24 protein-coding genes and 1 riboswitch are annotated in these 26,548 nt (G+C 36.6%); of the genes, 11 read left to right on the top strand and 13 right to left on the bottom strand.

What is annotated here, in order from left to right:
* The first annotated feature begins 8 nt into the window (after positions 1-8).
* The gene (locus FHP05_RS08695) at positions 9-3,101 is read left to right on the top strand and encodes an AAA family ATPase (protein WP_147667150.1); all 3,093 of its coding nucleotides are present in this window, start codon (positions 9-11) and stop codon (positions 3,099-3,101) included.
* Between the two features lie 228 nt (positions 3,102-3,329).
* On the top strand, positions 3,330-4,439 hold the full coding sequence (locus tag FHP05_RS08690; protein WP_147667148.1) for a nitric oxide synthase oxygenase: 1,110 nt from the start codon (positions 3,330-3,332) through the stop codon (positions 4,437-4,439).
* Positions 4,440-4,523: 84 nt separating this feature from the next.
* On the opposite strand, the gene FHP05_RS08685 is transcribed toward FHP05_RS08690, so the two are convergent.
* Complete coding sequence (locus FHP05_RS08685) at positions 4,524-5,612, bottom strand: acyl-CoA dehydrogenase family protein (RefSeq protein ID WP_147667146.1); 1,089 nt, start codon at positions 5,610-5,612, stop codon at positions 4,524-4,526.
* An 85-nt stretch (positions 5,613-5,697) separates the two neighbouring features.
* Here FHP05_RS08685 and FHP05_RS08680 point away from each other — a divergent pair, with 85 nt between their 5' ends.
* The 5 genes from FHP05_RS08680 to FHP05_RS08660 all read left to right on the top strand — a co-directional run bounded on the left by FHP05_RS08680 (position 5,698) and on the right by FHP05_RS08660 (position 9,369).
* The gene (locus FHP05_RS08680) at positions 5,698-6,243 is read left to right on the top strand and encodes a hypothetical protein (protein WP_191126299.1); all 546 of its coding nucleotides are present in this window, start codon (positions 5,698-5,700) and stop codon (positions 6,241-6,243) included.
* Positions 6,244-6,341: 98 nt separating this feature from the next.
* A riboswitch (TPP riboswitch) is annotated at positions 6,342-6,451 on the top strand.
* 112 nt (positions 6,452-6,563) lie between these two features.
* The gene (locus FHP05_RS08675) at positions 6,564-7,568 is read left to right on the top strand and encodes an ABC transporter substrate-binding protein (protein WP_147667142.1); all 1,005 of its coding nucleotides are present in this window, start codon (positions 6,564-6,566) and stop codon (positions 7,566-7,568) included.
* Positions 7,569-7,581: 13 nt separating this feature from the next.
* Positions 7,582-7,872: a thiamine-binding protein gene (locus tag FHP05_RS08670; RefSeq protein WP_147667140.1), complete on the top strand. Its 291-nt coding sequence runs from the start codon at positions 7,582-7,584 to the stop codon at positions 7,870-7,872.
* The gene (locus FHP05_RS08665) at positions 7,872-8,645 is read left to right on the top strand and encodes an ABC transporter permease (RefSeq protein WP_147667138.1); all 774 of its coding nucleotides are present in this window, start codon (positions 7,872-7,874) and stop codon (positions 8,643-8,645) included. The genes FHP05_RS08670 and FHP05_RS08665 overlap by 1 nt, the downstream gene beginning before the upstream one ends.
* Positions 8,638-9,369: an ABC transporter ATP-binding protein gene (locus FHP05_RS08660; RefSeq protein ID WP_147667136.1), complete on the top strand. Its 732-nt coding sequence runs from the start codon at positions 8,638-8,640 to the stop codon at positions 9,367-9,369. The genes FHP05_RS08665 and FHP05_RS08660 overlap by 8 nt, the downstream gene beginning before the upstream one ends.
* A gap of 175 nt (positions 9,370-9,544) precedes the next feature.
* On the opposite strand, the gene FHP05_RS08655 is transcribed toward FHP05_RS08660, so the two are convergent.
* From FHP05_RS08655 to gabT, 3 genes are all read right to left on the bottom strand, one after another.
* The gene (locus FHP05_RS08655) at positions 9,545-10,936 is read right to left on the bottom strand and encodes an NAD-dependent succinate-semialdehyde dehydrogenase (protein WP_147667134.1); all 1,392 of its coding nucleotides are present in this window, start codon (positions 10,934-10,936) and stop codon (positions 9,545-9,547) included.
* Between the two features lie 52 nt (positions 10,937-10,988).
* Positions 10,989-12,353 carry an APC family permease gene (locus tag FHP05_RS08650; protein ID WP_147667430.1) on the bottom strand — a complete coding sequence of 455 codons (1,365 nt, stop codon included), beginning with the start codon at positions 12,351-12,353 and terminating at the stop codon, positions 10,989-10,991.
* Between the two features lie 369 nt (positions 12,354-12,722).
* Positions 12,723-14,024 (bottom strand): 4-aminobutyrate--2-oxoglutarate transaminase, encoded by a 1,302-nt coding sequence (gene gabT, locus FHP05_RS08645; RefSeq protein ID WP_147667132.1) that lies wholly within the window; start codon positions 14,022-14,024, stop codon positions 12,723-12,725.
* Between the two features lie 136 nt (positions 14,025-14,160).
* Here gabT and gabR point away from each other — a divergent pair, with 136 nt between their 5' ends.
* The 4 genes from gabR (at position 14,161) to FHP05_RS08625 (ending at position 18,907) form a co-directional block, all read left to right on the top strand.
* On the top strand, positions 14,161-15,570 hold the full coding sequence (gabR, locus tag FHP05_RS08640) for a MocR-like transcriptional regulator GabR (RefSeq protein WP_147667130.1): 1,410 nt from the start codon (positions 14,161-14,163) through the stop codon (positions 15,568-15,570).
* A gap of 268 nt (positions 15,571-15,838) precedes the next feature.
* The gene (locus tag FHP05_RS08635; protein WP_147667128.1) at positions 15,839-16,546 is read left to right on the top strand and encodes a CBS domain-containing protein; all 708 of its coding nucleotides are present in this window, start codon (positions 15,839-15,841) and stop codon (positions 16,544-16,546) included.
* A 57-nt stretch (positions 16,547-16,603) separates the two neighbouring features.
* Positions 16,604-17,383, top strand: a complete 780-nt coding sequence (locus tag FHP05_RS08630) for an HAD family hydrolase (protein ID WP_147667126.1) — start codon at positions 16,604-16,606, stop codon at positions 17,381-17,383.
* A 132-nt stretch (positions 17,384-17,515) separates the two neighbouring features.
* A complete protein-coding gene (locus FHP05_RS08625; RefSeq protein ID WP_147667124.1) occupies positions 17,516-18,907 on the top strand; it encodes a DHA2 family efflux MFS transporter permease subunit in 1,392 nt (463 codons plus the stop codon).
* Between the two features lie 328 nt (positions 18,908-19,235).
* Here the strand turns inward: FHP05_RS08625 and FHP05_RS15575 are convergent, their stop codons facing one another.
* The 9 genes from FHP05_RS15575 to FHP05_RS08600 all read right to left on the bottom strand — a co-directional run bounded on the left by FHP05_RS15575 (position 19,236) and on the right by FHP05_RS08600 (position 26,495).
* Positions 19,236-19,325, bottom strand: a complete 90-nt coding sequence (locus FHP05_RS15575; RefSeq protein ID WP_230973969.1) for a putative holin-like toxin — start codon at positions 19,323-19,325, stop codon at positions 19,236-19,238.
* Positions 19,326-19,514: 189 nt separating this feature from the next.
* A complete protein-coding gene (locus FHP05_RS08620) occupies positions 19,515-19,700 on the bottom strand; it encodes a hypothetical protein (protein ID WP_147667122.1) in 186 nt (61 codons plus the stop codon).
* Positions 19,701-19,771: 71 nt separating this feature from the next.
* Entirely contained in the window at positions 19,772-19,942 is a 171-nt protein-coding gene (locus FHP05_RS15350; protein WP_191126298.1) for a hypothetical protein, read from the bottom strand.
* A gap of 69 nt (positions 19,943-20,011) precedes the next feature.
* Entirely contained in the window at positions 20,012-21,349 is a 1,338-nt protein-coding gene (locus FHP05_RS08615; RefSeq protein WP_147667120.1) for a short-chain fatty acid transporter, read from the bottom strand.
* Positions 21,350-21,685: 336 nt separating this feature from the next.
* Positions 21,686-21,775: a putative holin-like toxin gene (locus FHP05_RS15570; protein ID WP_230973969.1), complete on the bottom strand. Its 90-nt coding sequence runs from the start codon at positions 21,773-21,775 to the stop codon at positions 21,686-21,688.
* 323 nt (positions 21,776-22,098) lie between these two features.
* Positions 22,099-23,685 (bottom strand): phosphoglycerate dehydrogenase, encoded by a 1,587-nt coding sequence (gene serA, locus FHP05_RS08610; protein ID WP_147667119.1) that lies wholly within the window; start codon positions 23,683-23,685, stop codon positions 22,099-22,101.
* Between the two features lie 84 nt (positions 23,686-23,769).
* Entirely contained in the window at positions 23,770-24,918 is a 1,149-nt protein-coding gene (locus tag FHP05_RS08605; protein WP_147667117.1) for a pyridoxal-phosphate-dependent aminotransferase family protein, read from the bottom strand.
* Positions 24,919-25,353: 435 nt separating this feature from the next.
* Positions 25,354-25,458: a cytochrome bd oxidase small subunit CydS gene (cydS, locus tag FHP05_RS15760; RefSeq protein WP_407923428.1), complete on the bottom strand. Its 105-nt coding sequence runs from the start codon at positions 25,456-25,458 to the stop codon at positions 25,354-25,356.
* Entirely contained in the window at positions 25,455-26,495 is a 1,041-nt protein-coding gene (locus FHP05_RS08600) for a cytochrome d ubiquinol oxidase subunit II (RefSeq protein WP_147667115.1), read from the bottom strand. The genes cydS and FHP05_RS08600 overlap by 4 nt, the downstream gene beginning before the upstream one ends.
* Positions 26,496-26,548: the final 53 nt, after the last annotated feature.

Below are 26,548 nucleotides of genomic sequence, written 5' to 3'. Positions count from 1 at the left end.
GGTGAAAAATGAAACCATTAAAATTGACCATGCACGCTTTTGGTCCATATCGTGATACAGAAGTGATTGATTTTAATGATTTAAAAGGACAGCAATTATTTGCTATTTCTGGGAATACCGGAGCAGGAAAAACGACGATTTTTGATGGGATTAGCTTTGCGTTGTATGGAAATGCAAGTGGAGAAGATCGGGAAAACCAAGCAATGCTAAGAAGTCAATTTGCTGATGACAGTGTTCATACGGCAGTTGAACTTTTATTTTCATTAAAAGGAAGAACTTACCGCATTCTCAGGCAATTAGGTCATGTGAAAAAGGGAAATAAAACGAAAACAGGAGAGCGGTATGAATTTTACGAAATAATTGATGGTGATGAAATTCCTTGTGTGGACAGACAAATTGTCTCAGAAATTAATGCCAAAGTAGAAAGTTTGCTTGGGCTTACTCAAGATCAATTCAAGCAAATTGTCATGCTACCACAGGGTGAATTTCGGAAACTATTGACCTCAGAAACAGAGAATAAAGAAGCTATATTACGCCGATTATTTAAAACAGAACCTTATAAACAAATCGGTGAAAAACTACGCATTCGAAAAAAAACCGCAGAAGAAAATTTTCAACGGCAAAAAGATACGCTCAATCATTATATCCAACATGTATATGCGACATTACCAGAACGTGAAGAAAGCATGCTTTTTCAACTACTAAATGAGGGGAATTATAATACGAACCAGGTGTTAATTAGCTTAGAAAAAGAGATTTCCTTTTATGAAAAGCAGATGGTAGAAGATGCAACAATCTATAAGCAATTGGAAATTCAACATAAACAAGCAAGTGAGAAGTTTTATGCAGCAAAAGCATTGAATGAGCGTTTTGAAGAATTAGCAGAAAAAGAAACCAAATGGGAACAGTTACAGGCACAAGAAGAAGTATTTCAAGCAAAAGAAAAAGAATTACGACTTAGTGAACATGCCACACAAATTAAGCCATATGAACAACAGATGATTAATCAAAAGCAAGAGGTACAAGTGAAATTACGTCTGTTAGAAAAGGCAAAACAAGAAATGCAACAAGGGAAAGCCTTTTTGGAACAAGCAGAAAAGGCATATAAGGAACAAGAAAGTAAACAGGTAGAAAGAGAAAATATTACGAGAAAAGTAAATAGCTTGGAAGAGTTTTTACCGACTGTAAAGGAATTGGATCAAATAAAAAGAAATATCCAAAGTTTAAAGGAAAGAGCATTACAAACGGAAAAACAAGTCAACCAAGGAAAAGAAGTCATGACTAAGAACGAGAAGAACATTCAAGAGCTTCGAGAGAAAATCAAGCAGATGGATGAGAAATTAAGTTCATGGCCAGAGAAAGAGAAACAGCGTAATGAGCTTCGTGTACAAGTAAAATTAATGCAGAAGTATAAGGAAAATTTGGATAAACAGACTACATTAGAACAACAAGGAAAAACGACAAAACAAGCATACTTGAAAGCAAAAGAAACGTATGAACAAATTGAAAATGCCTTTATTTTAAATCAAGCAAGTGTTCTGGCAAGTCAATTACATGATGGGGACGCTTGTCCTGTTTGTGGTAGCACACATCACCCACAAAAAGCGTCCCATGCGGAAGCGGAAATATCAAAAGAGCAAGTGGAAACATCAAAACAAGAACTAGAACGTAAAGAAAATGCATACCGAAATGTTGTTGCAGACTGGAAATCCAATCATAAAATTTTAGAAGAACAGAAACAAGAAATGGTTGAATTTGATGTAAATATAGCGGACATTTCAAATGACATCCAACTGCGGATTGACGAAGGAATAAAACTTACAAATGAATTAAAGCAGTTTGAAGCAATCAGTAAACAAGTCAAACAATTGAAAGTGGCTGAAGAAAAAGAGAGCAACTTGATGAAAGAAGCAGAAGAAAAACAGGAAAAATTAAAGAAAACCTATCAAGAGGAACAGATGAACTACTCCAATGCTTTAGCTACATATAAAGAACGGATTCGGGTTATTCCAGAAGATGTCCGTATCTTAGAAGCTTTAGAAAAACAAATTGCTGAAGTTCAAAACAAGAAATTAACACTTGAAAAAGCATGGGAAGAGGCCCAAAGAGAGCTACAAACGAGAAAAGAAAACATGACCAAAATAAGCGCGAATTTAAACCATGCAAACAAACAGGTGGAAGAAGTAAAAGAAAAATTTGACCAAGCAGAAACAGCATTTCACGCTGCCTTGACTAAGGGTGATTTTTTAACAGAAGATGCATATCACAAAGCAAAGCGAGCCGAAGAAGAACAGCTCCAATTAAAACAGGCTATTGAACAGTATAAAGAACAAGTAATTACTGTCTCTAAGCGTGTGGAAGAATTAAAGAGGGATTTACAAGGAAAGGAAAGAAAGGATTTACCTGCATTAGAAGGCCTAGTCAATGAGTTAAAAGAAAACTATGAAAAAGCATTTAAAATATGGAATGATTCCAAAGCATATTATCAAGATGCTAAGAAACTATTAGAAAATATTCAAGCATCTCAGAAACAAGTAGAAAAGCAAGAAAAAGAATATAGTATAGTTTCTGATTTACATGATTTAATTCGTGGGCAAAATGATCATAAAATATCATTTGAGCGGTTTTTACAAATCGAATATTTAGAGCAAATTATTGATGCAGCAAACGAACGTTTACGCCATCTGTCTAATGGTCAATTTATGTTAATGCGGAGTGACCGCCAAGAATCTCATGGACGCCAAAGCGGGCTAGCACTGGATGTATACGACGCATACACTGGACAAAATCGTGATGTGAAGACATTATCAGGTGGAGAAAAGTTTAATGCTTCCCTTTGTCTTGCACTAGGAATGTCAGATGTCATTCAAAGCTTTCAAGGAAATATCTCCATTAATACGATGTTTATTGATGAAGGATTTGGCTCATTAGATGAAGAATCATTGCATAAAGCAATTGACACATTAGTGGAACTTCAAGAATCAGGTAGAATGATTGGAGTTATTTCCCATGTTAAAGAATTAAAAACAATCTTTCCAGCTGTATTAGAAGTGAAGAAAACAAAAGAAGGCTATAGTAAGACGAAGTTTGTTGTGAAATAGGTAATAAGGAATAAATCTCTTTTAACTATGTATCTTTGCAGTGTTACGAATACCCTATCTCTTTAGGCAAGATAAGTTAATGCCAAGCTTCGAAATAAGTGTGATTCAGATGCAGACGGATTAAAAATACATCTGGACATTGGTCTTCTTTATTTGTCAATTAATCGTCACACCTTTCTTACTCCATTCTGTTACTATATATAAGATATAGACTGGAGGTTAACATCAATGGATAAAACAAAATTAACACAAGAAGCAGATAAATTTATTGTGTCATTATATAAAGAACTTGGTAAAACAAAAGCACAAACAGATGCAAGACGTGAAAAAGTAAAGCACGATATAGAAATGCATGGCTACTATGAACATACCTTTGAAGAAATATCCTATGGAGCAAAAATAGCTTGGCGTAATTCGAATCACTGTATTGGACGGTTGTTTTGGGATAAATTAGAGGTGATTGATGCACGTCATATAGAAACTAGTGATGAAGTATTTAAATACTTATTCCAACATATTCGAATTGCAACGAATAACGGAAAGATAAAACCTTTAATAACAATTTTTAAACCAAAAATACGCGGTATTAGGAAAATAAAAATATGGAATCACCAACTACTTCGTTATGCTGGATATGAAACAGATCATGGTGTAGTTGGTGATCCGGATTCGGTAAACTTTACGAAATTTTGTATGGAACTTGGTTGGAAAGGGGAGGGGACATCATTTGATATCTTGCCACTTGTTGTGCAGATAGATGATGATACACCTGAATACCGAGAAATACCAAAAAATTTGATTTATGAAGTGCGTATTCAACATGATGAATATGATATCTTCGGTAATAAAGAAGTGAAATGGTATGCCGTTCCGATTATTTCTGATATGCGCTTAGAAATTGGTGGTTTGGATTATATAGCTGCTCCATTCAATGGCTGGTATATGGGGACAGAGATTGGTGCGAGAAATTTGGCAGATGAATCACGCTATAATTTATTACCAACGATTGCTAAACAGCTTGATTTAAATACAAGTCATAATCGCTCGTTATGGAAGGACCAAGCCTTAGTTGCATTAAATCAAGCTGTATTGGATTCGTATAAAAAGCATGGTGTAACGCTCGTCGATCATCATACTGCTTCACAGCAATTCCAATTATTTGAAACGAAGGAAACAAAAGCCGGACGCGAGGTTACTGGTAAATGGTCATGGCTTATTCCTCCTGTTTCTCCTGCAACAACGCATATGTTTTTTAAACCTTATGATAATACGATTCTTACACCAAATTATTTTTATCAGAAAGAAGATTATCCGCTTAAGGACAGTAGTAGAAAGTAAAAAAAGACTGCATAATTAGTCGGTGTTTCGACTAGTAGCAGTCTTTTTTAAAATGTGAAAACTTTTACCTCCTTATTTGGGAACTTATTGTAAATGGTTTGTTTCTTCCGTGTTAGTAGGTGTAAGAAAAGTATGTTGTGCTGCTGTATGTAGATTACGCCAAATACGATTAAGTGTCGAATATTCCATAACAGCTTGCATGCCGATAAAGCGAAATAAATGATTGGCACATGTTAGCATCGTTGTCGCTATTTTTTTAGAGATTGTTCGGAAAGCTTGTTGTTCTGTTTCGGTTAATTCTTTATTTGCTGTATGTTTTTCCCATAATCTGGCTAGTTTTTTATGGAAAATGATATTTGCTTTTTCCCAGCGTTTTTCTTCTTGCTCGACTTTTTCCATCATAAATGTGTAACGGTTTCCTTGTTGTTGCCAATCTTTTTTTCGTTCTTCGGTAATGGAACGAACTTCTTCTAAGAAATGTCTTCCAATTCCAAGGACCATAGCAGCAAAAGATGCTTCTGAAAAAGCTAGAAAAGGAAAATCATGCACTTTCGTTTTGTATTCATTTTTCATTTCGAAAATAGAAAAAGCACGTTCTTCTGGAACAAATTGATTGGTGATGCGAATGGTGTTACTTGTTGTTGCTTTTAATCCAAATGCATCCCAATCTGGAATAACTTCTACTTGATCTTTTTCAAAGACAAATGACAGAAACTTTGGATTGTTAGGGTCGCTGTTTGTTACTTTACATGTTGCCGTAAACATGGAAGCATAGTCAGAACCACTACAGTAAAACCATTCTCCGTTAATGATATATCCACCATCTGTTTTCTCGGCAATCCCAGCTGGAAATCCGCTTCCTGCAATGACAGCCTCTATTGGTGTGAAGTATTCTTCTGCCGCTTTTTTAGAGAAATTCGCTGTAAACATCCCACCACCAGTTCCGATTGTAACAAGCCACCCGAAATTACCGTCAATATATGATGCATCTTGAAATATTTGGGCTGCATCTGGTAGGGACAAGCCTTTTCCATTCAGAGCCTGAGGTACAATTAATTTAAATAATTGCTTATCGATCATAAAATTTAGGAGATCCTTCGTAATTGTTTTTATTTGTTCAGCGTTTTCTGTTTCATTGCGAATCCAACTTATTTCCTCTTTTGTAAATGTCATGTAGAACACTCCTCCCAGGATAACTTTGTTTTAGTATAACAAAAAAGAATAGGGGGCGGTATTTCCATTGTGGTGTGAGCGATAGATGATGAATGTTGACTTGCAAATTTTTGTACTGGGAAATGTGCGTGAAAGTTGCCGCGTTCCCGAAACAGTGAAAGAATGTAAAATCGGTCACGGTGGAATTCGCCGCGTTCCCGAAATAGCGAAGGAATGTAAAATCGGTCACGGTGGAATTCGCCGCGTTCCCGAAATAGTGAAAGAATGTAAAATCGGTAACGGTGGACTCTGCCGCGTTCCCGAAACAGTGAAAGAATGTAAAATCGGTAACGGTGGACTCTGCCGCGTTCCCGAAACAGTGAAAGAATGTAAAATCGGTAACGGTGGACTCTGCCTCGTTCCCGAAACAGTGAAAGAATGTAAGATCGGTAACGGTGGACGTTGCCGCGTTCCCGAAACAGTGAAAGAATGTAAAATCGGTCACGGTGGAATTCGCCGCGTTCCCGAAATAGCGAAGGAATGTAAAATCGGTAACGGTGGACTCTGCCGCGTTCCCGAAATAGTGAAAGAATGTAAAATCGGTAACGGTGGACTCTGCCACGTGCCTGAAAAGAATAATAATGTTCTCTGATGGAAGTTCATGGAAGAACGACTAATCGCGTATCTATTTAAACTTGATAAAAAGACTTCTGTGTGGCATAGTTACAATGTAGAAACACAAAATACATAGATTCATTGTAGGGGGACCAGTGTTGCTGGTTGAGATTGTATCCTTAAGATGCGGACTCTTAAAACCTGATCTGGTTGATACCAGCGTAGGGAACATGTCTTTTGATGAAAATATTTAAAATCAGACATACATGGTCCTAGGCTTTCCTAGGGCTTTTTCTTTTGACAAGACGACAAGTTAATTCACCTACAATGGAAAAATCAAAAGGGAGATATAGGCACATGAAAAAGATTTTTACTATATTCGCAGCTCTTATCCTTGTTCTAACTGCTTGTAATAATGGGGATACAACAGAAAAAGCAGGGGACACAGACGAGAAAAAGAAAGAAAAAGAGTCTGTTAAATTTGTTTTAGATTGGACACCAAATACGAACCATACAGGTGTTTATGTTGCAAAGGAAAAGGGGTATTTTGAAGAAGAGGGTTTAGATGTTGAAATCATGTTGCCAGGAGAGGCAAGTGCGGAACAATTGATTGCATCTGGAAAAGCTGAATTTGGGATTAGTATTCAAGAGAATATTACAGAGGCAAGGGTACAGGATATTCCTATTGTATCTATTGCAGCAGTGATTCAGCACAATACATCCGGATTTGCTGCTCCTGTAGATAAAAATATTACATCACCAAAAGATTTTGAAGGTAAAACATATGGTGGTTGGGGTGCACCAGCAGAAAAGGCAGTTATTTCAACCATAATGAAAGAAGAAGATGCTGATATTGATAAGGTGAATATTGTCAATATGGGGACAGCTGATTACTTTACAGCGGTAAAACGTGATGTTGACTTTGCTTGGATTTTCTATGGATGGACAGGTATTGAGGCAGAACTCCGTGATGAGGAATTGAACATGATTTACCTCACTGACTATACGGATAAACTCGATTATTACACACCAGTCATTGCGACAAGTGAAGAACAAATTGAAAAAAATCCGGAAATGGTGGAAAAATTCACGCATGCTGTTTCCAAAGGATATGAATTTGCCATTGAAAATCCTGAAGAAGCTGCAGATATTCTAATTGATGCAGTTCCAGATTTGGATCCGGAATTGGTGAAGAAAAGTCAGAAATGGTTAGCAGATAAGTATCAAGATGATGCAGACCGGTGGGGCGAACAAAAATTAGAAGTATGGGAAGATTATGCAGAGTGGATGCTTGAGCATGATTTATTAGATAAAAAGCTGGATAGTAAACAAGCATTTACAAATGAGTTTTTACCAGAATAAAGGAGTGGGAAAAATGGCAAATGCACTAGTTAGTATTCAAATTATACCAAAAACAAAAAACGGGGAAGACGTGATTCCTTATGTGGATGCGGCCATTGCTGTGATTGAAGAGTCAGGTGTAAAATATCAAGTAAATCCCTTAGAGACGACGATGGAAGGGGACTTAACAAAATTACTCGCTATTGTTGAAAAAATGAATCAAAAAATGACGGAAATGGGTAGTACCAATGTGATTTCACAGGTAAAAATATTATATCAACCGAGCGGTGCTTCTATGAATAAACTAACGGAGAAATATCGCTAATGAAAAAATTACTATCAAAAGGATGGCGGCCACTACTGGTCATCATCCTTTTAATCATCTGTTGGGAAGTTGTTTGTCATTTATTTGATATACCAGATTGGTTATTACCAGCACCAAGTGATATTTTCGAGGAGTCAATTGGTGGATGGGGTAGCTATTCACATCATATTTTTTCAACTGTTCAGTTAGCAGTTATTGGATTTCTCGTTGGAACAAGTGTCGGTGTTCTTGTTGCTATTTGTTTACATTTAATTCCATTTTTACGAGAGGCTTTTTATCCATTATTAATCATTTCGCAAAATATCCCTGTTATTGTTTCGGCGCCTCTTCTTATTATTTGGTTCGGATTTGGGATGCTTCCGAAGGTTATCATTATTACCTTGGTTTGCTTTTTCCCAATCACAATTGCAGCTTTAGATGGCTTTCGCCAGACTAATCGAGAATTAATGCACTTCATGCAAATGGCAGGTGCAAATAAAAGACAAATTTTTTGGAAACTAGAGTGGCCTCATGCATTACCAGCCCTTTTCTCTGGATTAAAAATATCTGCTACATATAGTGTGATGGGTGCAGTTATTTCCGAATGGCTAGGTGCGAATAAGGGAATTGGAGTCTATATGACGCTTGCCTCCTCATCATTTCGCACGGACCGCGTATTTGTTGCTATTGTTCTTGTCATTATTTTAAGCTTATTATTTATTGGGTGTATTGTTTATGCCGAGAAACTCGTCATTCGTTGGAAACCAAAAGGGGAAGGTAATGCTAATGAGTAAACTATTGATTGAAAATGTATCAAAATCCTTTGGGAAAAACCAAGTATTACAAGATATGTCACTTACCGTAAGTGATGGGGAATTCGTTTCTATTCTTGGTCCTTCAGGAAGTGGAAAAAGTACGTTATTTCGCTTAATTGGAGGAATTAGTTTGCCGGATTCTGGTTCCATTTATTTGGATGATGCGAAAATCAATGGTCAGCGTGGCTCTATCAGCTATATGCCACAATCCTCGTCTTTATTTCCATGGCGAACTATTTTAAAAAATGTGTTGCTTGGAGCTGAATTAAATGGAAAAATAGATGAGGATAAGGCTGTGAACATGCTTGAGCGAGCGGGTTTAAAAGGGTATGAACATGCTTATCCGCACCAGTTATCTGGAGGAATGAAACAACGTGTCTCTTTTATTCGGGCATTATTAAGTCCGCAAGCTTTCATGTGTTTGGATGAGCCATTTTCTGCATTGGACGAATTCACTCGTGTGGACATGCAAAAATGGCTATTAAATGTTTGGACTGAATACCAACGTTCGATTCTGTTTGTCACGCATCATATAGAGGAAGCGATTTTTTTATCTGACCGAATTATTGTGTTATCACAGCGGCCTGCGACTGTGAAAAAGGAGTTTGTGATTCCATTTGAACGACCGCGCCGCGAAGAATTATTGTTGACGGAAGAATTTTTAAGGTTTAAAAAAGGTGTGTATGATGCGTTGGTGGAGTAGACGCTTTGAAGGAAGTAGGAAGCTGGAAGTAAACATCCTCGCGTGAGAAGCACATATCCCTAATCAATAAGTGCACATCGCAGGTTACATATCTGCCACAAATAAATACGCGCAACCTTAGCTAGTTTTCTAGTGTAAAGGTTGCGCGTATTTGTTTCTGAGTTATGAAAAATGTTTATTCCAAATTTCCAATCGACATATATTTTGTTTCTAAATATGGTTCGATTCCTTCGATTCCACCCTCGCGACCAAGTCCACTTTCTTTCATTCCACCAAATGGGACGTGAGCAGCAGATGGAGCGCCGTCATTCCAGCCAACGATTCCAAAGTCTAAATGGTCGTGTAAGTATGTTCCGACACGATAATCATTCGTAAAGAAGTAAGCGGCTAATCCAAAAGGCGTACTATTTGCAACTTCAACTGCTTCTTCTAATGTTTTAAAAGTAGTAATCGGTGCGACAGGTCCAAATGTTTCTTCTTGCATGATGGTCATATCTTCTGTGACACCTGATAATACAGTTGGATGAACGAAATAACATCCTTTATCCGCATCTATTTCATATTTATCTCCTGTTAGGACATTTGCGCCTTTTCCTACTGCATCCTTAATTTGTTCTGCTATTTTGTCATAGCCTTTTTTATTGATGATTGGGCCGATATCTGTATCTTCCTCTATTCCATTTCCGACTTTTAATTCTGCTACTTTTTTAGCCAATTTTTTTGAAAAAGCCTCTTCAATATTTTCATGGACGATGATTCGGTTTGCACAGACACAGGTTTGACCGGCGTTTCTAAATTTCGATGCGATCGTTTGTTCAACAGCAAAATCTATGTCTGCATCTTCATGAATAATTAATGGTGCATGTCCACCAAGTTCCATCGTGACGTGTTTGACGGTGTCTGCACTATTTTTAATTAATGACTTTCCGACAGGTGTGGAACCGGTGAATGTGATTTTACGAATAAGTGGGCTTTTAGTAAATATATCTCCAATTTCTCTACCAGAACCATTGACATATTGTAGAGCATCTTTTGGAATTCCAACTTCATGGGCTAGCTCGATGAGTCGAATAGTTGTTAATGGTGTTTCGACTGCTGGTTTTACGACAAATGTACATCCGGCAGCTAATGCTGGTGCTGCTTTTCTTGTCATCATTGCAGCTGGGAAATTCCACGGTGTAATCGCTGCCACAAGACCGATTGGTTGGCGGCTAACGATAATACGTTTATTTTCGGTATTGGCAGGGATCGTCCGACCATAAATGCGTTTTGCTTCTTCTGCATACCAGTCAATATAACTTGTTGCATAATCCACTTCTCCAATGGATTCAGACAATGGTTTCCCATTTTCTAATGTCATGATTTCGGCAATTTCTTGTTTATGTGCTTGAACTTTATCTGACCATGCTTGTAATAGTCTGGAACGTTCATGGGCATTGATCTTAGACCATTTTTTAAAAGCATGTTGTCCTTTTTCAAGTGCTAATTCAATTTCTTCTGGTGTATTTTTCTTAATTTCTTTAATGATAGCTCCTGTTGCTGGGTTTGTTACTTGAATCATAGACATATGATTTCGCTCCTTTATTAAAAAAATTGTATCTATATATTATCGTATCATGTTAAAGTCCTTTTTTTGCAATAGATGATTGGTTTGTTACAGGTTTATCCTTAGACCGGAATAGAAATAAAGTCATCCCCATCAGGTACCAAATAGCAACGATAAACCATTCAGCTGGCCAAATAAGTGCAGAAGGCATCCCTGGAAGATACAAAGCAATAAAGCCAATACTTAATATAATCGCTAAAACACCAACCAATTTCCAGTTTTTTATTTTGTATGGTCGAGGAAGATTTGGCTCGGTTTTTCGTAATTTTAAAAAGGAAATCGATACGAGTAAATAGCCAATAACGATTCCAATTCCTCCTGCATCTACAATCCATACGAGAGCAGGTCTCCCTAAAAATGGTGCGAAAAATGCTACTGCCCCTAAAAAGATAATCCCATTGGATGGTGTTTTATATTTAGGGTGGATATAACTAAACCATTTCGGAATCATATTACGAACGGACATGGCATAAAGAATACGACTCCCTCCGATGATAAAGGCATTCCAACTTGTGATAATACCTGCTACACCACCGAAAACAAGTAACACACCAAACCATTGATTCCCGAAAATACGAGCCATTGCGTCTGCCGAAGCTAGTTCAGATACTGCTAGTAGTTCTTTTGGTAATCCAGTAGTTACACCATATACAATAAATAGATAAAATATGATGGATGAAATAATGGATACTACAAGAATTCGGCCAATTAGTTTAGGTGGTGCTTTTACCTCTGCTGCTACTTGCGGAATGACATCAAAACCCACGAACAAAAATGGAATCATAATTAATACGGACATCGTTCCTGCAAAACCATCGATAAACAATGGTTGTAAATTTGCTGTGTTTCCATTCTTAAAGGCTCCTAAAACAAGTAATATCCCAATGGCTACAATGAAAACGGTAAATATAGATTGAAGAATAGTAGCTGGCTTAATTCCGAAGTAGTTCATTACTGTTAGTAAAATTGCTCCGCCTGAACCAATTAATACCCATGTAAAATAAACATCCCATCCACCTAGGGTCCATAGATAACCGACATGTTCCACTGGGATCAAATAATTAATAACAGTAGGTAAGGCAACTGCTTCAAAGGCAATAACAGAAATGTACCCAAATAAGACAGACCAGCCAGCGATGTACGCTGTTTTTTCACCAAAGGATCGTAACACAAAGATGAACCCTCCGCCTGTTTCTGGAATAGCTGCTGCTAGTTCTGCATATGTTAAGCCGATAAAAATAACAAGCAATCCACCAATCATAAATGCAGTAATACTTCCTAAAAAGCCAGCTTTGGAGATCCATTCCCCGGATAGGACTACCCAACCCCACCCGAGCATGGCTCCCATTGCTAAAAATAAAACATCAAAAATGGACATCGATTTTTTAAAATTTCCATTCACTAAACAAATTCCCCCTTGTTATCTTCGTGTACTTACATTTTGTCGCAGATTAACTGGCTGTAAGACCTCCACATCAAGAATGCGAGCTACCTAAGAGTAAGAAGTGGAGGATCAACAGCCAGTAAAAGCCCGATTCGTTCAACTAACAATCATTGGGAGATGAAGAAAACTCCCAATGATTGAAGTTTCACTTTATCGCAGATTAACTGGCTGTAAGACCTCCACATCAAGAATGCGAGCTACCTAAGAGTAAGAAGTGGAGGATCAACAGCCAGTAAAAGCCCGATTCGTTCAACTAACAATCATTGGGAGATGAAGAAAACTCCCAATGATTGAAGTTTCACTTTATTGAAATGATTTCTTTAAAATAGAAAATCCTCTTGCTAATTCTTCATCTGTAATAACTAATGGTGTAAGAAAGCGAATGACGTTTCCTTTAATTCCCGCAGAAAGTAATAATAATCCATTATCATTTGCCAAGGAAACGATTTTCTGTGTCTTTTCCTTATTTGGAAATTTATTATCACGATTATCCACGATTTCTACAGCAACCATAGAGCCAAGACGACGAATTTCTCCGACATAGGAATGTGTTTCGCTAAGTTCTTGTAATACGTTTTCTATTTTCACTCCGATTTGTTCGGATTTTTCTAATAGATTCTCATCTTTCATTATATCAATTACTGCTAGAGCTGCAGCACATGCTACTGGGTTACCACAATACGTTCCACCTAATTCACCTGGATCTGAGGCATCTAATATTTCACGTTTACCTACCACTCCACTTAATGGTAAACCAGCTGCAAGCGATTTTGATACAGTCATTAAATCTGGTTCGACATCAAAATGCTCAATGGCAAATAATTTACCAGTTCGACCAAATCCAGTTTGTATTTCATCTGCCACAAATACAATTCCATGTTCTTTACAGAAATCGCTTACAAATTGCACAAATGCTTTTGGTGGAATAATAAATCCGCCTTCACCTTGTACTGGTTCCATCACAACACATGCGACAGATTCTGGGTCCACTGTGGAAATGAAGAAATCCTTAAAGTCTTGGATACTTTGTTCAATATATTCTTCTTCTGTCATTCCAGCTGGTTTTTGATAGAGATATGGAAATGGTGCTTGATAGACTTCTGGTGCAAATGGTCCAAATCCAGTTTTATAAGGTTTTACTTTACTTGTCATACTCATCGTCATATTGGTTCGACCATGGAAACCACGTGTAAATGAAACAACAGCTTGTCTTTTCGTATAGCGTCTAGCAATTTTTACTGCGTTTTCTACTGCTTCTGCACCGGAGTTCAGTAATAATGCTTGTTTGTCGAAATTACCCGGTGTAATTTTACATAACTTTTCTGCTAGTTCGATATATCCTTCATAAAGCATAATATTAAAGCCAGGATGTAGAAATTGATCGACTTGCTTTTTTACTGCTTCAGTTACTTTCGGATGACTATGTCCAACATTTAATGTTCCTATTGCTCCAGCAAAGTCAATCCATTCCCTACCATCTTTATCTGTTATTGTTGCACTTTTAGCATGTTCTGCAACATGCATATTACCATTACTAACTCCTCTAGGTATATATTTCTCTCTTTTATCTTGTAATTCTTTTGTACTTAATGATGTTGTGATCATTATAAAGCCCCCTCGTAAAGTATGTTTGAAATTTATAAATTAGTATGACAATTTTTTGGTATAATATAAAGTACCAGTTTTGAAAAGTATAAGGTACCAGATTGTGAAAAAACGTATATATCAGGGGAGGAAAGGGATGTTATTTTTTAAAATTGACAAAAAAGATCGAAAAAATTATATTTACCAACAAATCTATGAAAATATTAAACAAATGATATTGGATCATAAGCTTAAAGCAAATGACAAGCTACCATCCAAACGGAAACTTGCTAATCAATTCGATATTAGTGTTAATTCGGTGACGAACGCATATGAACAATTATTGGCGGAAGGGTATATTTATACGATTGAACGAAGTGGATATTATGTAGAAAACCTCACGGAATTGATTAGAGAAAAACAGGGAGGAAGTACATTAACAAGTGATTTAAAAGAAGAGCCTATTGATCGAGTAGGATGGCTTTCTTTTTCACATATTACGGCAAATGTATGTCATTTTCCTTTTCAGGAGTGGTTAAAATGTCAACAGCGAGCACTTAAAAATCATAAAGAAGAATTAGCGGATATCGCTCATCCGCAAGGACCATATTTAGTTAGAAAAACAATTGCTAAATTCATTGCATTAACAAGAGGGGTAGTCTGTGAACCCGAACAAATTGTGATTGGTCCAGGAACACAAACATTAATCCAGCGAATCGTCCAATTAGATCCGAACAGCGGACCAATTGCTTTAGAAAACCCTGGATATGCCCGTTTTTATACATTATTAAAGCAGATGAATGTTCTGGTAAAACCAGTGGATTTGGATGAACAAGGAATTCAAATGGATAAACTGCATCAGACCGAGGCAAATACGGTCATTGTTACACCTTCACATCAATTTCCTACTAGTATCATTATGCCAATTACGCGTCGCATCGAGTTGCTTAATTGGGCAGCATTAGCTAAGGGAAGATGTGTTATTGAAGATGATTATGATAGTGAATTTATCTATGATGCCGACCGCATTCCATCCTTGCAAAGTCTAGATCGTAATCAGCGTGTGATTTATGTTGGAACTTTCTCAAAAACATTGTTACCGAGTTTCCGGATCAGTTATATGGTACTTCCACCATGGTTACTTCGAAAATATCGGGAGTATCATATTGATTTAATACAAGGAAATGATACATTAAGCTTATTTACTCTCCATTACTTTATAGAAAGTGGAGAATATGCAAAACATATAAAAAGAATGAATCATTTCTATAAGATACAACGAAAAAAACTCATTAAACTTTTAAAAAAACGATTCAAATCTCATATAAATATTATAGATGTCCCAGCTGGATTGCATATTTTCGTTTCCTTTCATACAAATAAGACGTATAAAGAAATTGAAGTAGCTGCAAAAAAAGAAAAGTTAGAATTATATACAATGGAACGTTTTATGCTTCAAAAAGTAAATAAAGATCAACAAAGGATTGAAATGGTTCTTGGTTTTGCCAATATTGAAGAAAAAGACATGAAGGAGGCAGTGGAAAGATTATATCGGGTAGTTGTGTAATATGGAGTGGTAGGATAAATGAAGATTTGAACAATCAAGCGAAATAAGAAAACGGTCGTTCATACGGTTAATGAGCGACCGAATGCAGGAAATTTTAAAACGATTAGTCAACAATAAGGGCGAACACTACCTTATTAACTTGCGAATCAGTCCAATTAAACATAATCAAAACCTATATCTATTCCAAACGAATGATAATATGCTAATATAGTAATAATAGAAAATTAGAGTAATGCTCTCATTCGTTTCTGGGGGCAGGGGGATTTTTATGGTGAAAAACTCAGACCGATTTTTGATAGCTTTTAATAGAATCGAAAAAGAATTAAGAGGTATGGTGCAAAAAAAGGATCTAGGATTTTCACGATTGGTGAAGATTACTAGTAAACATCATGCAATATTGAAAAGATATCGAGACGACTTATTAGAGTTTGCACAACTACGAAATGCGATTGTTCATAATCGGGTGGATACGGAATATGCAATTGCTGAGCCACATATTTCGGTTGTCGAACAAATTGAATGGATTGAAGAGGAAATTACCAAACCACAACTTGTTTATCCGATGTTTGCAAAAAAGGTGATTACTTTTCAAAAGAGGGATTGTTTGGCTACATTATTACAAGTAATGAAGGAAAATAATCTTTCAAAATTCCCCATTTATGATGGGGGAAAATTTCAAGGGGTTTTATCGGAAAAAGGGATTGCAATCTGGTTAGGACATCAGGTGAAGTTGGAAAAAGTTCAACTACAAGAAACAACTGTTGGTGCAGTGTTAGCATATCAAGAAAAGGATACAGCAGCATTTATTCATCAACAGGCAAGTGTTTATGAGGCACAGGAATTATTTACCAGTCAGATTGGTAAGGGGAAGCGGCTGGATGCACTAATTATTACGAAACATGCGAAAACAAATGAAAAATTATTAGGAATCATTACACCAAGAGATATAATTGACACGGTTTCTAACGAGTGGTGAAATACATAATATTAAAGTGGAAATCAGAAATTTCAATAATAACAGGGAGAGATAGATATGGTAAAGGCAGTTATCTTTGATTTGGATGATACATTATTATGGGATTATCGAAGTGTGGCAGAAGCTTTTGAGGTAACATGTGGAATTGCAGCGAAGAAACATGGTATTGAACCGGAAAAATTAGAAGAAGCAGTTCGAGAAGAAGCAGAAACACTTTTTCCAACCTATGATACATATCCATTTGTTAAAAATATTGGAATTGGTGTGTTTGAAGCTTTTTGGGGGAATTTCCAAGATGAAGGGGAAGATGCTAAAGCATTACGAGAAATTATCCCTACTTATCGGAAAGCTGTGTGGACAAAAGGATTAGAGGAACTTGGTGTAAATGATCCGGCATTAGCTGATCATCTGGCAGAGGTTTTTTCAGAAGAAAGAAGAAAACATATTTATTTATATGATGATACGTTAGATGTGTTGAATGCTTTAAAAGGAAAGTATAAAATAGCATTACTGACAAATGGTTCTCCGCATTTACAAAATGAAAAACTAAAAATGTCGCCAGAACTTGTGCCATATTTTGATCAGATTGTTATTTCGGGTGATTTTGGTGAAGGTAAACCATCACCGGCCATTTTCCAACATGTATTAGATTTATTGAATGTGGAAAAAGAGGATGCGATTATGGTAGGTGATAATCCGAATACAGATATATTGGGGGCAGAGAAAATCGGTATGACATCCGTTTGGATTAATCATCATGATCGGACATTAACAGATGTTACTCCAACCCATGAAGTTAAGGAATTAAAAGAACTACTAGCGATTCTTGAAAAATAATACGGTGATTTAATAAACGTATACCAAATGATGAAATAATTCATCTATGGTATACGTTTCCCTAGCTTTAGAAGAGGTTAGGTGCTAAAATGACGTATTACTCCGGAAAAACATATAGAAGGAAGGGGAAGTATGACACAACAAAAATCGATTAAAAAAATACCAATTATCGCGGTTTTATTAACGGGTGCATTTGTTGCGATTTTAAATCAAACTTTATTAGCAACAGCACTCCCACATATTATGCGTGATTTAAATATCGATGCAAGTGTTGTTCAATGGTTGCAATCAGGTTTTATGCTTGTGAATGGGATCATGATTCCGATAACGGCCTTTTTAATTGAACGATTTACTACTAGACGATTATTTTTATTAGCGATGGGAATATTTGGAATTGGAACACTCATTTCAGCAGTTGCTCCTAGTTTCGGAATCCTAATGACAGGAAGGGTGTTACAAGCAGCTGGTGCGGGAATTATGATGCCACTGATGCAGACGATTATGTTTTTAATCTTTCCGATTGAAAAACGAGGAACCGCCATGGGGATGTTTGGTTTAGTCATTGCCTTTGCTCCAGCAATTGGACCGACATTATCCGGCTGGTTAGTAGAACAGTTTCCATGGCGAAGTCTATTCTATGTCGTCCTACCAATTGTAGTGATTGATTTAATTTTAGCTTATTTCATTTTGCAGAACATTACGAAGCAAAAGGATGTAAAAGTCGATGTGTTATCGATCATTTTATCAACACTTGGATTTGGTGGATTATTATATGGTTTCAGTATGGCGGGGACATTGAACTGGGCAAGCCCGCATGTGTATGTATCCATTATCATCGGTTCTATAACACTCTTTTTCTTTATCCGCAGACAACTTCGCTTGGAACAACCAATCTTGGAATTCCGTGTATTTAAAAATAAAATCTTTACCTTAACAACGATATTAGGAATGATCGCATTTATGTCCATGATCGGTGCTGCGGTGATTTTACCCATTTTAACGCAAGAAATGTTAGGGTATACGGCATTAGAATCAGGATTAATGCTTTTACCTGGAGCAATTTTAATGGGAATTATGAACCCTGTCACTGGTCGATTATTTGATAAATATGGTGCCAGATGGTTATTAATTACTGGATTAACGATTGCTTTGGTCACTACCTTTATGTTTGCATTTCTAACAGAAGAAACGACGTTAACCTACTTAACGGTTGTCAATGCGGTTCGGATGGTCGGAATCTCCATGATTATGATGCCATCCACTACTGCTGGGATTAACCAATTGAAAAATGATCTCATCCCACATGGAACAGCGATGAACAATACGATGCGGCAAGTATCCGGGTCTGTCGGAACCGCCTTACTTGTAACGATTATGATGAACCAAGCAAAACCAGAATTAGGGGTAGAGGGTGCCATTCACGGTGTTAACGTATCCTTCATCTTTGCCGGGGTGTTGGTTCTCATTGCTCTTGTTCTTGCATTATTTATTCGAGATAGAGAAAAAGTTGTTGAACAAGTATGAGATTTTTGGGTGTGAAAAGTTGATATCTAGTTTAAAATGGTGGATTATCACGTTTTAACTGGTTGAGGATCAACAGCCAGTAAAGGCCCGATTCGTTCAACTAACAATCAGTGGGGGATGAAGAAAAAACTCCCACTGATTGAAGTTTCACTTTATATCCGTGTAATAAGTCCCAAATCATGGTATAATTAAATTAGAAAAACATACAATATAAAAACCGTCCCATGCGGGAACATGGAACGGTTTCAATAGACCAACCCCATCAAGAGGGGAAGGCGCACTAAAGGAAAAGATAATCCCTCAAGGTCCTTGCAAAGCACATGAGGGGTTATTTTTTGTCTTTATCGGACATGATAAAAGCGATTAACATGCCGAAAGAAATCATCAGCGTTAACACATCTTTCATATCCATGGGCATCACCTCCCTTCATGGGAAAAATCCCAGAAGAGTATAGGTGCGCCAACCCCTCATGTAAAGCCAGTCTATTGTAATCTATTATAACATAAAAGAACGTATGTTCCTATTATCTTTGTGCTTTTGTCAAATTTTTAATTCTCATACGTCATATTATGAACTGAACCCTTTTAATGTAAAATGCATGTTATTTTATTCTCTAATCCATTCATCATTTCCTCCAATACCAGGATCATTTTTTGTTGGCGTGTAATAGGAAAGGCGTTCTTCTTCTGTTAAATGAGCTAAAATTCGTTCGGATAATGCCGTCCCTGTTTTTTCGCATTCTGAAGCACCGCTTATCTTTTTCAGTAATATAGAGGCGCACGACGCGTCCATCTTCTGAATCTTGCAATCGCTTCACTGCACCAAGACTCACAAGCTCTGTTAACTTTGTATGTTCACTTAAATCAGCTTCCATAAAAATTGCTTCTGTATATTTCTTGTAATTCTTTCAATGTTTCTCCTTCCGTTGCTTTATTTAAATCAATAATTACGAGTTTTGCTCCTTCTTTCGCCAACCATGACCGATACCGCCTGCAATTCCCAGTAATAAGTACGACTTTATCCTGTAAACGCATGGGAATACTCTTTTGTTAAGTAATTGAGTGTAAAGGTATTTGAGCTATTCATTAACTTATTTTAATATATTAAAAGAATAATAGGCCGATAGATATTGGGAAAAAACTCCAAATTAAAATCATGACACAAAAACCCATGATGTCTTTTACTTTTAAGCCAGCGATTGCAAGTAATGGCAATGCCCAAAATGGCTGGATCATATTTGTCCACGCATCTCCCCAGGCAACTGCGACAGCTGTTTTTGCTGTATCAACTCCAATTTCAAGTGCTGCAGGAATCATAATCGGTCCCTGAATTGCCCATTGACCACCGCCGGAAGGAACGAAGAAGTTGACAATGCCAGCACTTATGAATGTAAATAATGGTAGTGTAAATTCATTTGAAATACTAACAAACCACAGTGACATTTGTTCAGATAGACCTGAAGCAACCATCATCCCCATAATTCCTGCATAAAAAGGAAACTGTACAATGATCCCTCCAGCATTTTTAACCGCGTCTATTACACTATCAAGAAAACGACGTGGTGTCCGATGAAAAATAACTCCTAAAAATAAAAATATAAAATTAACGATGTTTATATTTAAATCAAGCCCATTCTGTATAAAATGTAAGGCAACATAAAATAAGCCCAGCAATCCAATGATAAAAGAAATGATTTTGCTGTTTTCCAATCGTTCTGCAGGTGTGTTATTTTCAATAGAATTTTCATGACTTGTTTCGACTATAGCACTTATTTGTTTATCTAATAATTCTGTATCAACTTTACTTATATCATCACTTGATTTCATTAACAATCTATTAACCATTGGCAGTGATATAAGTAATGTAATAACAATAAATAGATTAAAGTTACTAAGAAGCGTTTCAGTTATAGGTATTACTCCAATTAAATCTGCTAAAAAATGATTCTCGGTAGCAATTGTTAACGGAATAGATCCTGATAATCCACCGTGCCACAGTAAAAATCCACTATACGCGCTCGCCATTAATATACGGTAATCGACGGAAGGGACTCTTTTTGCAACATGGATTGCTAAAAGAGCTCCTACAACAAGCCCAAATCCATAGTTAATTAAACAAGCAATTGCAGCAATAAAACTTACGAGTAAAACGGCCTGACCAGGTGTATTTGCAAGTTTGCTCAATTTTGTTAGTAATTTTTTAACCAAAGGAGTATTTGCTAGAATGTAACCTGTAACGACAATAAGAGACATTTGCATTGCAAAGTCTAATAAATCCCAGAAACCATCACCCCAATATTGAACCATATCAATGGAGGAGCTATCCGTAAAGCCAACTCCTAGAATAAATACAAAAAATGTTAAAATAATAGCAAATAAAAATGCATCGGGAAGATATCTTCGTACCATCTGATCAAAAAGTGTAGTAATTGGTTTGAGCATTTTTCCCCACCTTTCTAAAAAAATAAACCGCTTACATAAAAGTAACAAATATTTCTGATTATTTCAACGCCTAATAGGGGATGTATTTAACAATGCTTGGAAGAAGATTGTAGATACTCGCATATGAAGTAGGGCATAATCAATAGGAAGTTTCATACACATTTAATAGTGTATAAAATCCCAAATCATGGTATAATTAAATTAGAAAAACATACAATATGAAAAACCGTCCCATGCGATAACATGGAACGGTTCCAATAGACCAACCCCATCAAGAGGGGAAGGCGCAGATAGGATAAATAATCCCTCATTGCTCTGGCAAAAGCTTATGAGGGGTTATTTTTTGTCTTTATCGGACATGATAAAAGCGATTAACATGCCGAAAGAAATCATCAGCGTTAACACATCTTTCATATCCATAGGCATCACCTCCCTTCATGGGAAAAATCCCAGAAGAGTATAGGTGCGCCAACCCCTCATGTAAAGCCAGTCTATTGTAATTTATATTATAGCACGTAGAAACGTATTATTTTCAGTGCTTTATTAACATAAAAAACGGAGAGACTAACTTACGGTCCCTCCGTTTTTCCATTTTTATCGCAGTTTAACTGGCTGTAAGACCTCCACATCAAGAATGCGAGATACTTTAAGAATTATAAATGGAGGATTAACAGCCGGTAAAGGTCCGATTCGTTCAACTAACAATCAGTGGGAGATAAAGAAAAACTCCCACTAAATGAAGTTTTACTTTATAGATTAATCGTTCTTACCGCTTTAATTTCTTCCAATTGTTCTAAAACTGTTAATGTGTCTTCTTTCATATCTTTATCAACTTTTAGAAGCATGACAGCATCTCCACCAACATCGGCACGGTCTACTTGCATGGTTGCGATGTTAACATCATGTTCGCCAAGTAGATTACCCATTTTACCGATAACACCTGGTTGGTCATTGTGATATATAAATACGATATGCCCTTCTGGTGTGACATCCACTCGATAGTGATCTACTTTCACAATTCTTGCACCTAGTCCATTTAATAGTGTACCAGCTACTTGGTGCTTTCCAGAGTCTGTAGTAACTTCAATATTAATCAAGTTTGTAAATCCTTTTGCATTCATCGTTTTGTTTTCATTAACTGTAATATCTTTTCTTTCTGCAAGATATAAGGCGTTCACATCATTTATATGAATACCATGATAACGTCTTAATAAACCTCTTACTGCATTCCTTGTTAATGGTGCAACTTCCACATCTGTTAGATCACCAGAATAAGAGATATTGACTCCACGGATAACATCTTCTGTTAGATAGCTTAAAAATCTTCCAAGCTTTTCTGCTAAATGGAAATATGGTTCGATTTTGCTTAAAATTTCTTTTGGTACAGAAGGGAGGTTCACAGGATTTTGAACGCTTCCTTCCTCAAGAAATTGAATCACATCATGGCTTACATCAACGGCTACATTTTCTTGTGCTTCAACTGTGCTTGCACCTAAGTGTGGAGTGACAATAACTTCTGGTAATTCTAGTAATGGATTATCTGTTGCAGGTTCTTCTTCAAATACATCCAGTGCTGCACCGGCAACCTTCTTAGAAACAACTGCATCATATAGAGCTTCTTCATCAATGATTCCACCACGAGCACAGTTTAAGATATGGACGCCATCTTTCATTTGTTTAAAAGCATCGGCATTGATCAAATGTTTCGTGCTTTTTAAAAGTGGGGTATGAACGGTAATGAAATCACCAGCTTGGATGACTTCTTCAAATGTTCCATATTGAACACCCATTTGTTCTGCCTTTTCTTCAGTTAGAAATGGGTCAAATGCAATCACGTTCATGCGTTGTCCTTTTGCACGAAAAGCAACTTCAGCACCAATTCGGCCAAGACCAACAATTCCTAGTGTTTTTCCTTTTAGTTCTGTTCCAAGGAATTTACCACGTTCCCATCTTTTGCTTTTTAATGATGCATATGCTTGTGGAATTTTTCGTGATAAAGACATCATCATCGCCATTGTGTGTTCTGCTGCTGAGTTTGTGTTTGCATTTGGTGCGTTTACGACGATGATTCCATTTTCTGTTGCGGCATCTAAATCAATATTATCGACACCAACACCAGCACGGCCGATGATTTTTAAGTTGACTCCTTTTTCAATGAGTTCGCGAGTCACTTGTGTTTGGCTTCGTACAAGTAGAGCATCATAATTTGAGATAATTTCTAGCAATTGTTCATCTGTTAAGTCTGTTTGAATATCAATGAGCATGTCATCACGGTCTAGCAGGGGTTGAATTCCATCATCATTTAATGGATCTGAGATTAAAATTTTATAAGACACGATAATTCCTCCTAAAAATTGATAAACCCTAATGTGTTTTTTCCATTAGGGTTTATTCTTTTGTTTTTTTGATGGTTTAGTATATTAATTATTTAAGTAAACAGTTTGGGCGGCTTGGACACCTTTTCCAAGTTCAATATCTTTGCCAGCTTTAACTAATGCAATCTCAATAATGCTTAAGAACTGTAAAACATCAGCAGGTGAGCAGTATCCCATATGGCCAACACGGAAAATTTCACCTTTTAAATGTTTCTGCCCGCCAGCAAGGGATAGGCGAAATTCCTCTTTGGCAATTTTTCTAAATTCGTCGGCATCAAAATCAGCTGGTTTAACAGCAGTAACGGTTGGAGATGCGGATTCATCTGTTGTAAGTAATGGAATATCAAGTGCTTTAAACGCAGCACGTGTCATTTTTTTCATCAGTGTGTGGCGTTTGAACACATTATCAAGGCCTTCTTCTTCCATTAAATTGAGTGCTTGATTTAATCCAAATAATAAGGATAAAGCAGGCGTATATGGTGTTGAGTCATCCGCTAACTTATCGCGGTAGGTTCGTAAATCGAAATAGAAGCGAGGACGTTTATTTTCCTCAATTACTTTCCACGCTCTTTCACTAACAGCTAAAAAGGTAAGTCCTGCTGGTAGCATCATCGCTTTTTGAGAACCTGTAACAAGAACATCAATTCCCCAATCATCCATTTTTGTTTCCACACCACCAACACAAGAAACTCCATCAGCAATAATTAAAGCATCGGATTGTTCTTTTGCTGCTTGAGCAATTTCATGAATTGGGTTGAGAACGCCTGTGGATGTTTCGCAATAGGTTAAAAAGACGGCTTTAATGTTTGGGTGTTTGATTAATTCTTGTTTAACTTGTTTTGGTGTAACAGCTTCGCCCCATGGAATATCAAGACGATGTGTTTTTATGTTATGTGCTTCACAAATCTTATCGAAACGATCTCCAAATGAACCTGTAACAACAACAAGAACTTCGTCATCTGGTTGAACGGTATTAACAACAGCTGTTTCGAGACCGGATGTTCCACTACCTGCAAGGGGAAGTACATCTTCTTTTGTGCCGAATACTTTTTTTAGTTTTGGTTTAATTTCTTGTAAAAGTTTCGCTGCTTCTGGGTCCCGATGTCCAATCATCGGTCTGCTCATTGCTTGTTTGACACTTGGCGGAATAGGTGTTGGTCCTGGAATACGTAAAAGATTTTGGTCAGGTAACATGACTAGCATTCTCCTCTAATGTTTTTTTATAAAATAATATGTAAATTTATAATATATTATATAGTATATATGTTAACACTTTAATGTGGCAAATTTTTGATTGAAACGGTAAAATAATGTGAATATTACGGATGATATTGTTTAAAGTAGCATAATATGTAAAAAGCATAACATATATTGTTCGTCTTTTGAAGAGGAAAAGGGGATTTTTATGCTTAAAAGCATTTTATGTTCGGGATTTGGATGAAAAAAGGAGTTATTTATGCTCGAAGTTAAAACTATGTTCGGAAATTTGGGATGGTTATAAATAGGGGTTATTCATGACCGTATTTTTGATTTAACCTAGTGCAAGGGGGTGGGAACTTTTCCGGTTTACTCGTTATTTTGGTGATGGAAATAAGAAAACAGTGCTAGGAAAGGGGGCACTGTTTTTAACTATTCTTTAAATAAGGTTTGGTCTTTTAACGCAATGATAAAGGACAAGATAATGGCCAAAATCAGGACGATAAAAGGGGCATAAGTAATCAGAAAATCATTCATTTAGATGGCACTCCTTTAGATGATGGATTTTTTCCTTCTATATATGTTTTATTAAATAGAAAGAGTTTCATTAATAAGTACAAGGATGGTAGTAGTAGAGCAAGTCCTAAAATAAAAGCGATAATGAGAGAAATGGCCATCGCTTCATTGGTAAATCCGTCATAAATGGTTAAATATGGATAAAGTAAATAAGGATAATGGGAGAAACCATATCCATAGAACGCAAAGGCAAACTGACCAACTAAGAGGCTGAATGCGATTCCGAATTTTTTCCCTTTCCAAAGGAGCCAAACGGTTCCAAGAAAAAATAAAAATGAGATGGCAAACATCCACCACAGGTTGAGTAAATTTGCAAAATGGGTTGGGTTATGTGCCCGTAGTTCAACCATAATCCCAAGTGCTGTAATCATCGTTGGAAATGCCCAAATGAGTGCATATTTACGTAAAAGGTTACTCGCTTTTTTATCATTTGCTTTATTAGCATACCAAGTTAAAAATACTGCTGAAATATACAGAAGTGAGGTAATACTTAATAAAACAATGCTCCATGTTAATGGGCTAGTGAATAGTTTCCAATAATCAAGTACAGGTGCATTATTAACCATTGTAATAAATCCACCTTCTGAAATGGTTAATACAATGGAAAGAGATGCAGGAAGTAATAATCCAGTCGCGCCATATAAAAAAGTATAATGTTTGGCTGGATTTTTTCCATAAGTTGCAAAGGCATAATAAGCCCCACGAATCCCGAGTAAAATGACCGCAATTCCAACTGGAACTAGTAAGGTTGTCCCGTAATAAAAAGCGGAACTAGGAAAAAAGCCAACAATCCCAACAAAAAAGAATACTAAAAACACATTCGTTACCTCCCAAACGGGTGAAAGGTATCGTTGAATGATATTTGAAATGATATGGTTTTTATGTGTAAATTCACTATATGCATTGAAAAATCCTGCACCAAAATCAATGGATGCTATCATCACATAACCAAATAAAAAGGTCCATAGTACAAGGATTCCAATAATTTCTAAATCCATACTGAACACCACCTTGTTTTTTTATGAAATGTTGAACGGGTGTTTCAAAAGAA

The sequence above is a fragment of the Cerasibacillus terrae genome, assembly GCF_008039555.1.
GTDB classification, from domain to species: Bacteria; Bacillota; Bacilli; order Bacillales; family Amphibacillaceae; genus Cerasibacillus; species Cerasibacillus terrae.
The sequence above is the reverse complement of the archived record's forward strand: the minus strand, read 5'-3'. Positions and strand labels throughout refer to the sequence as shown.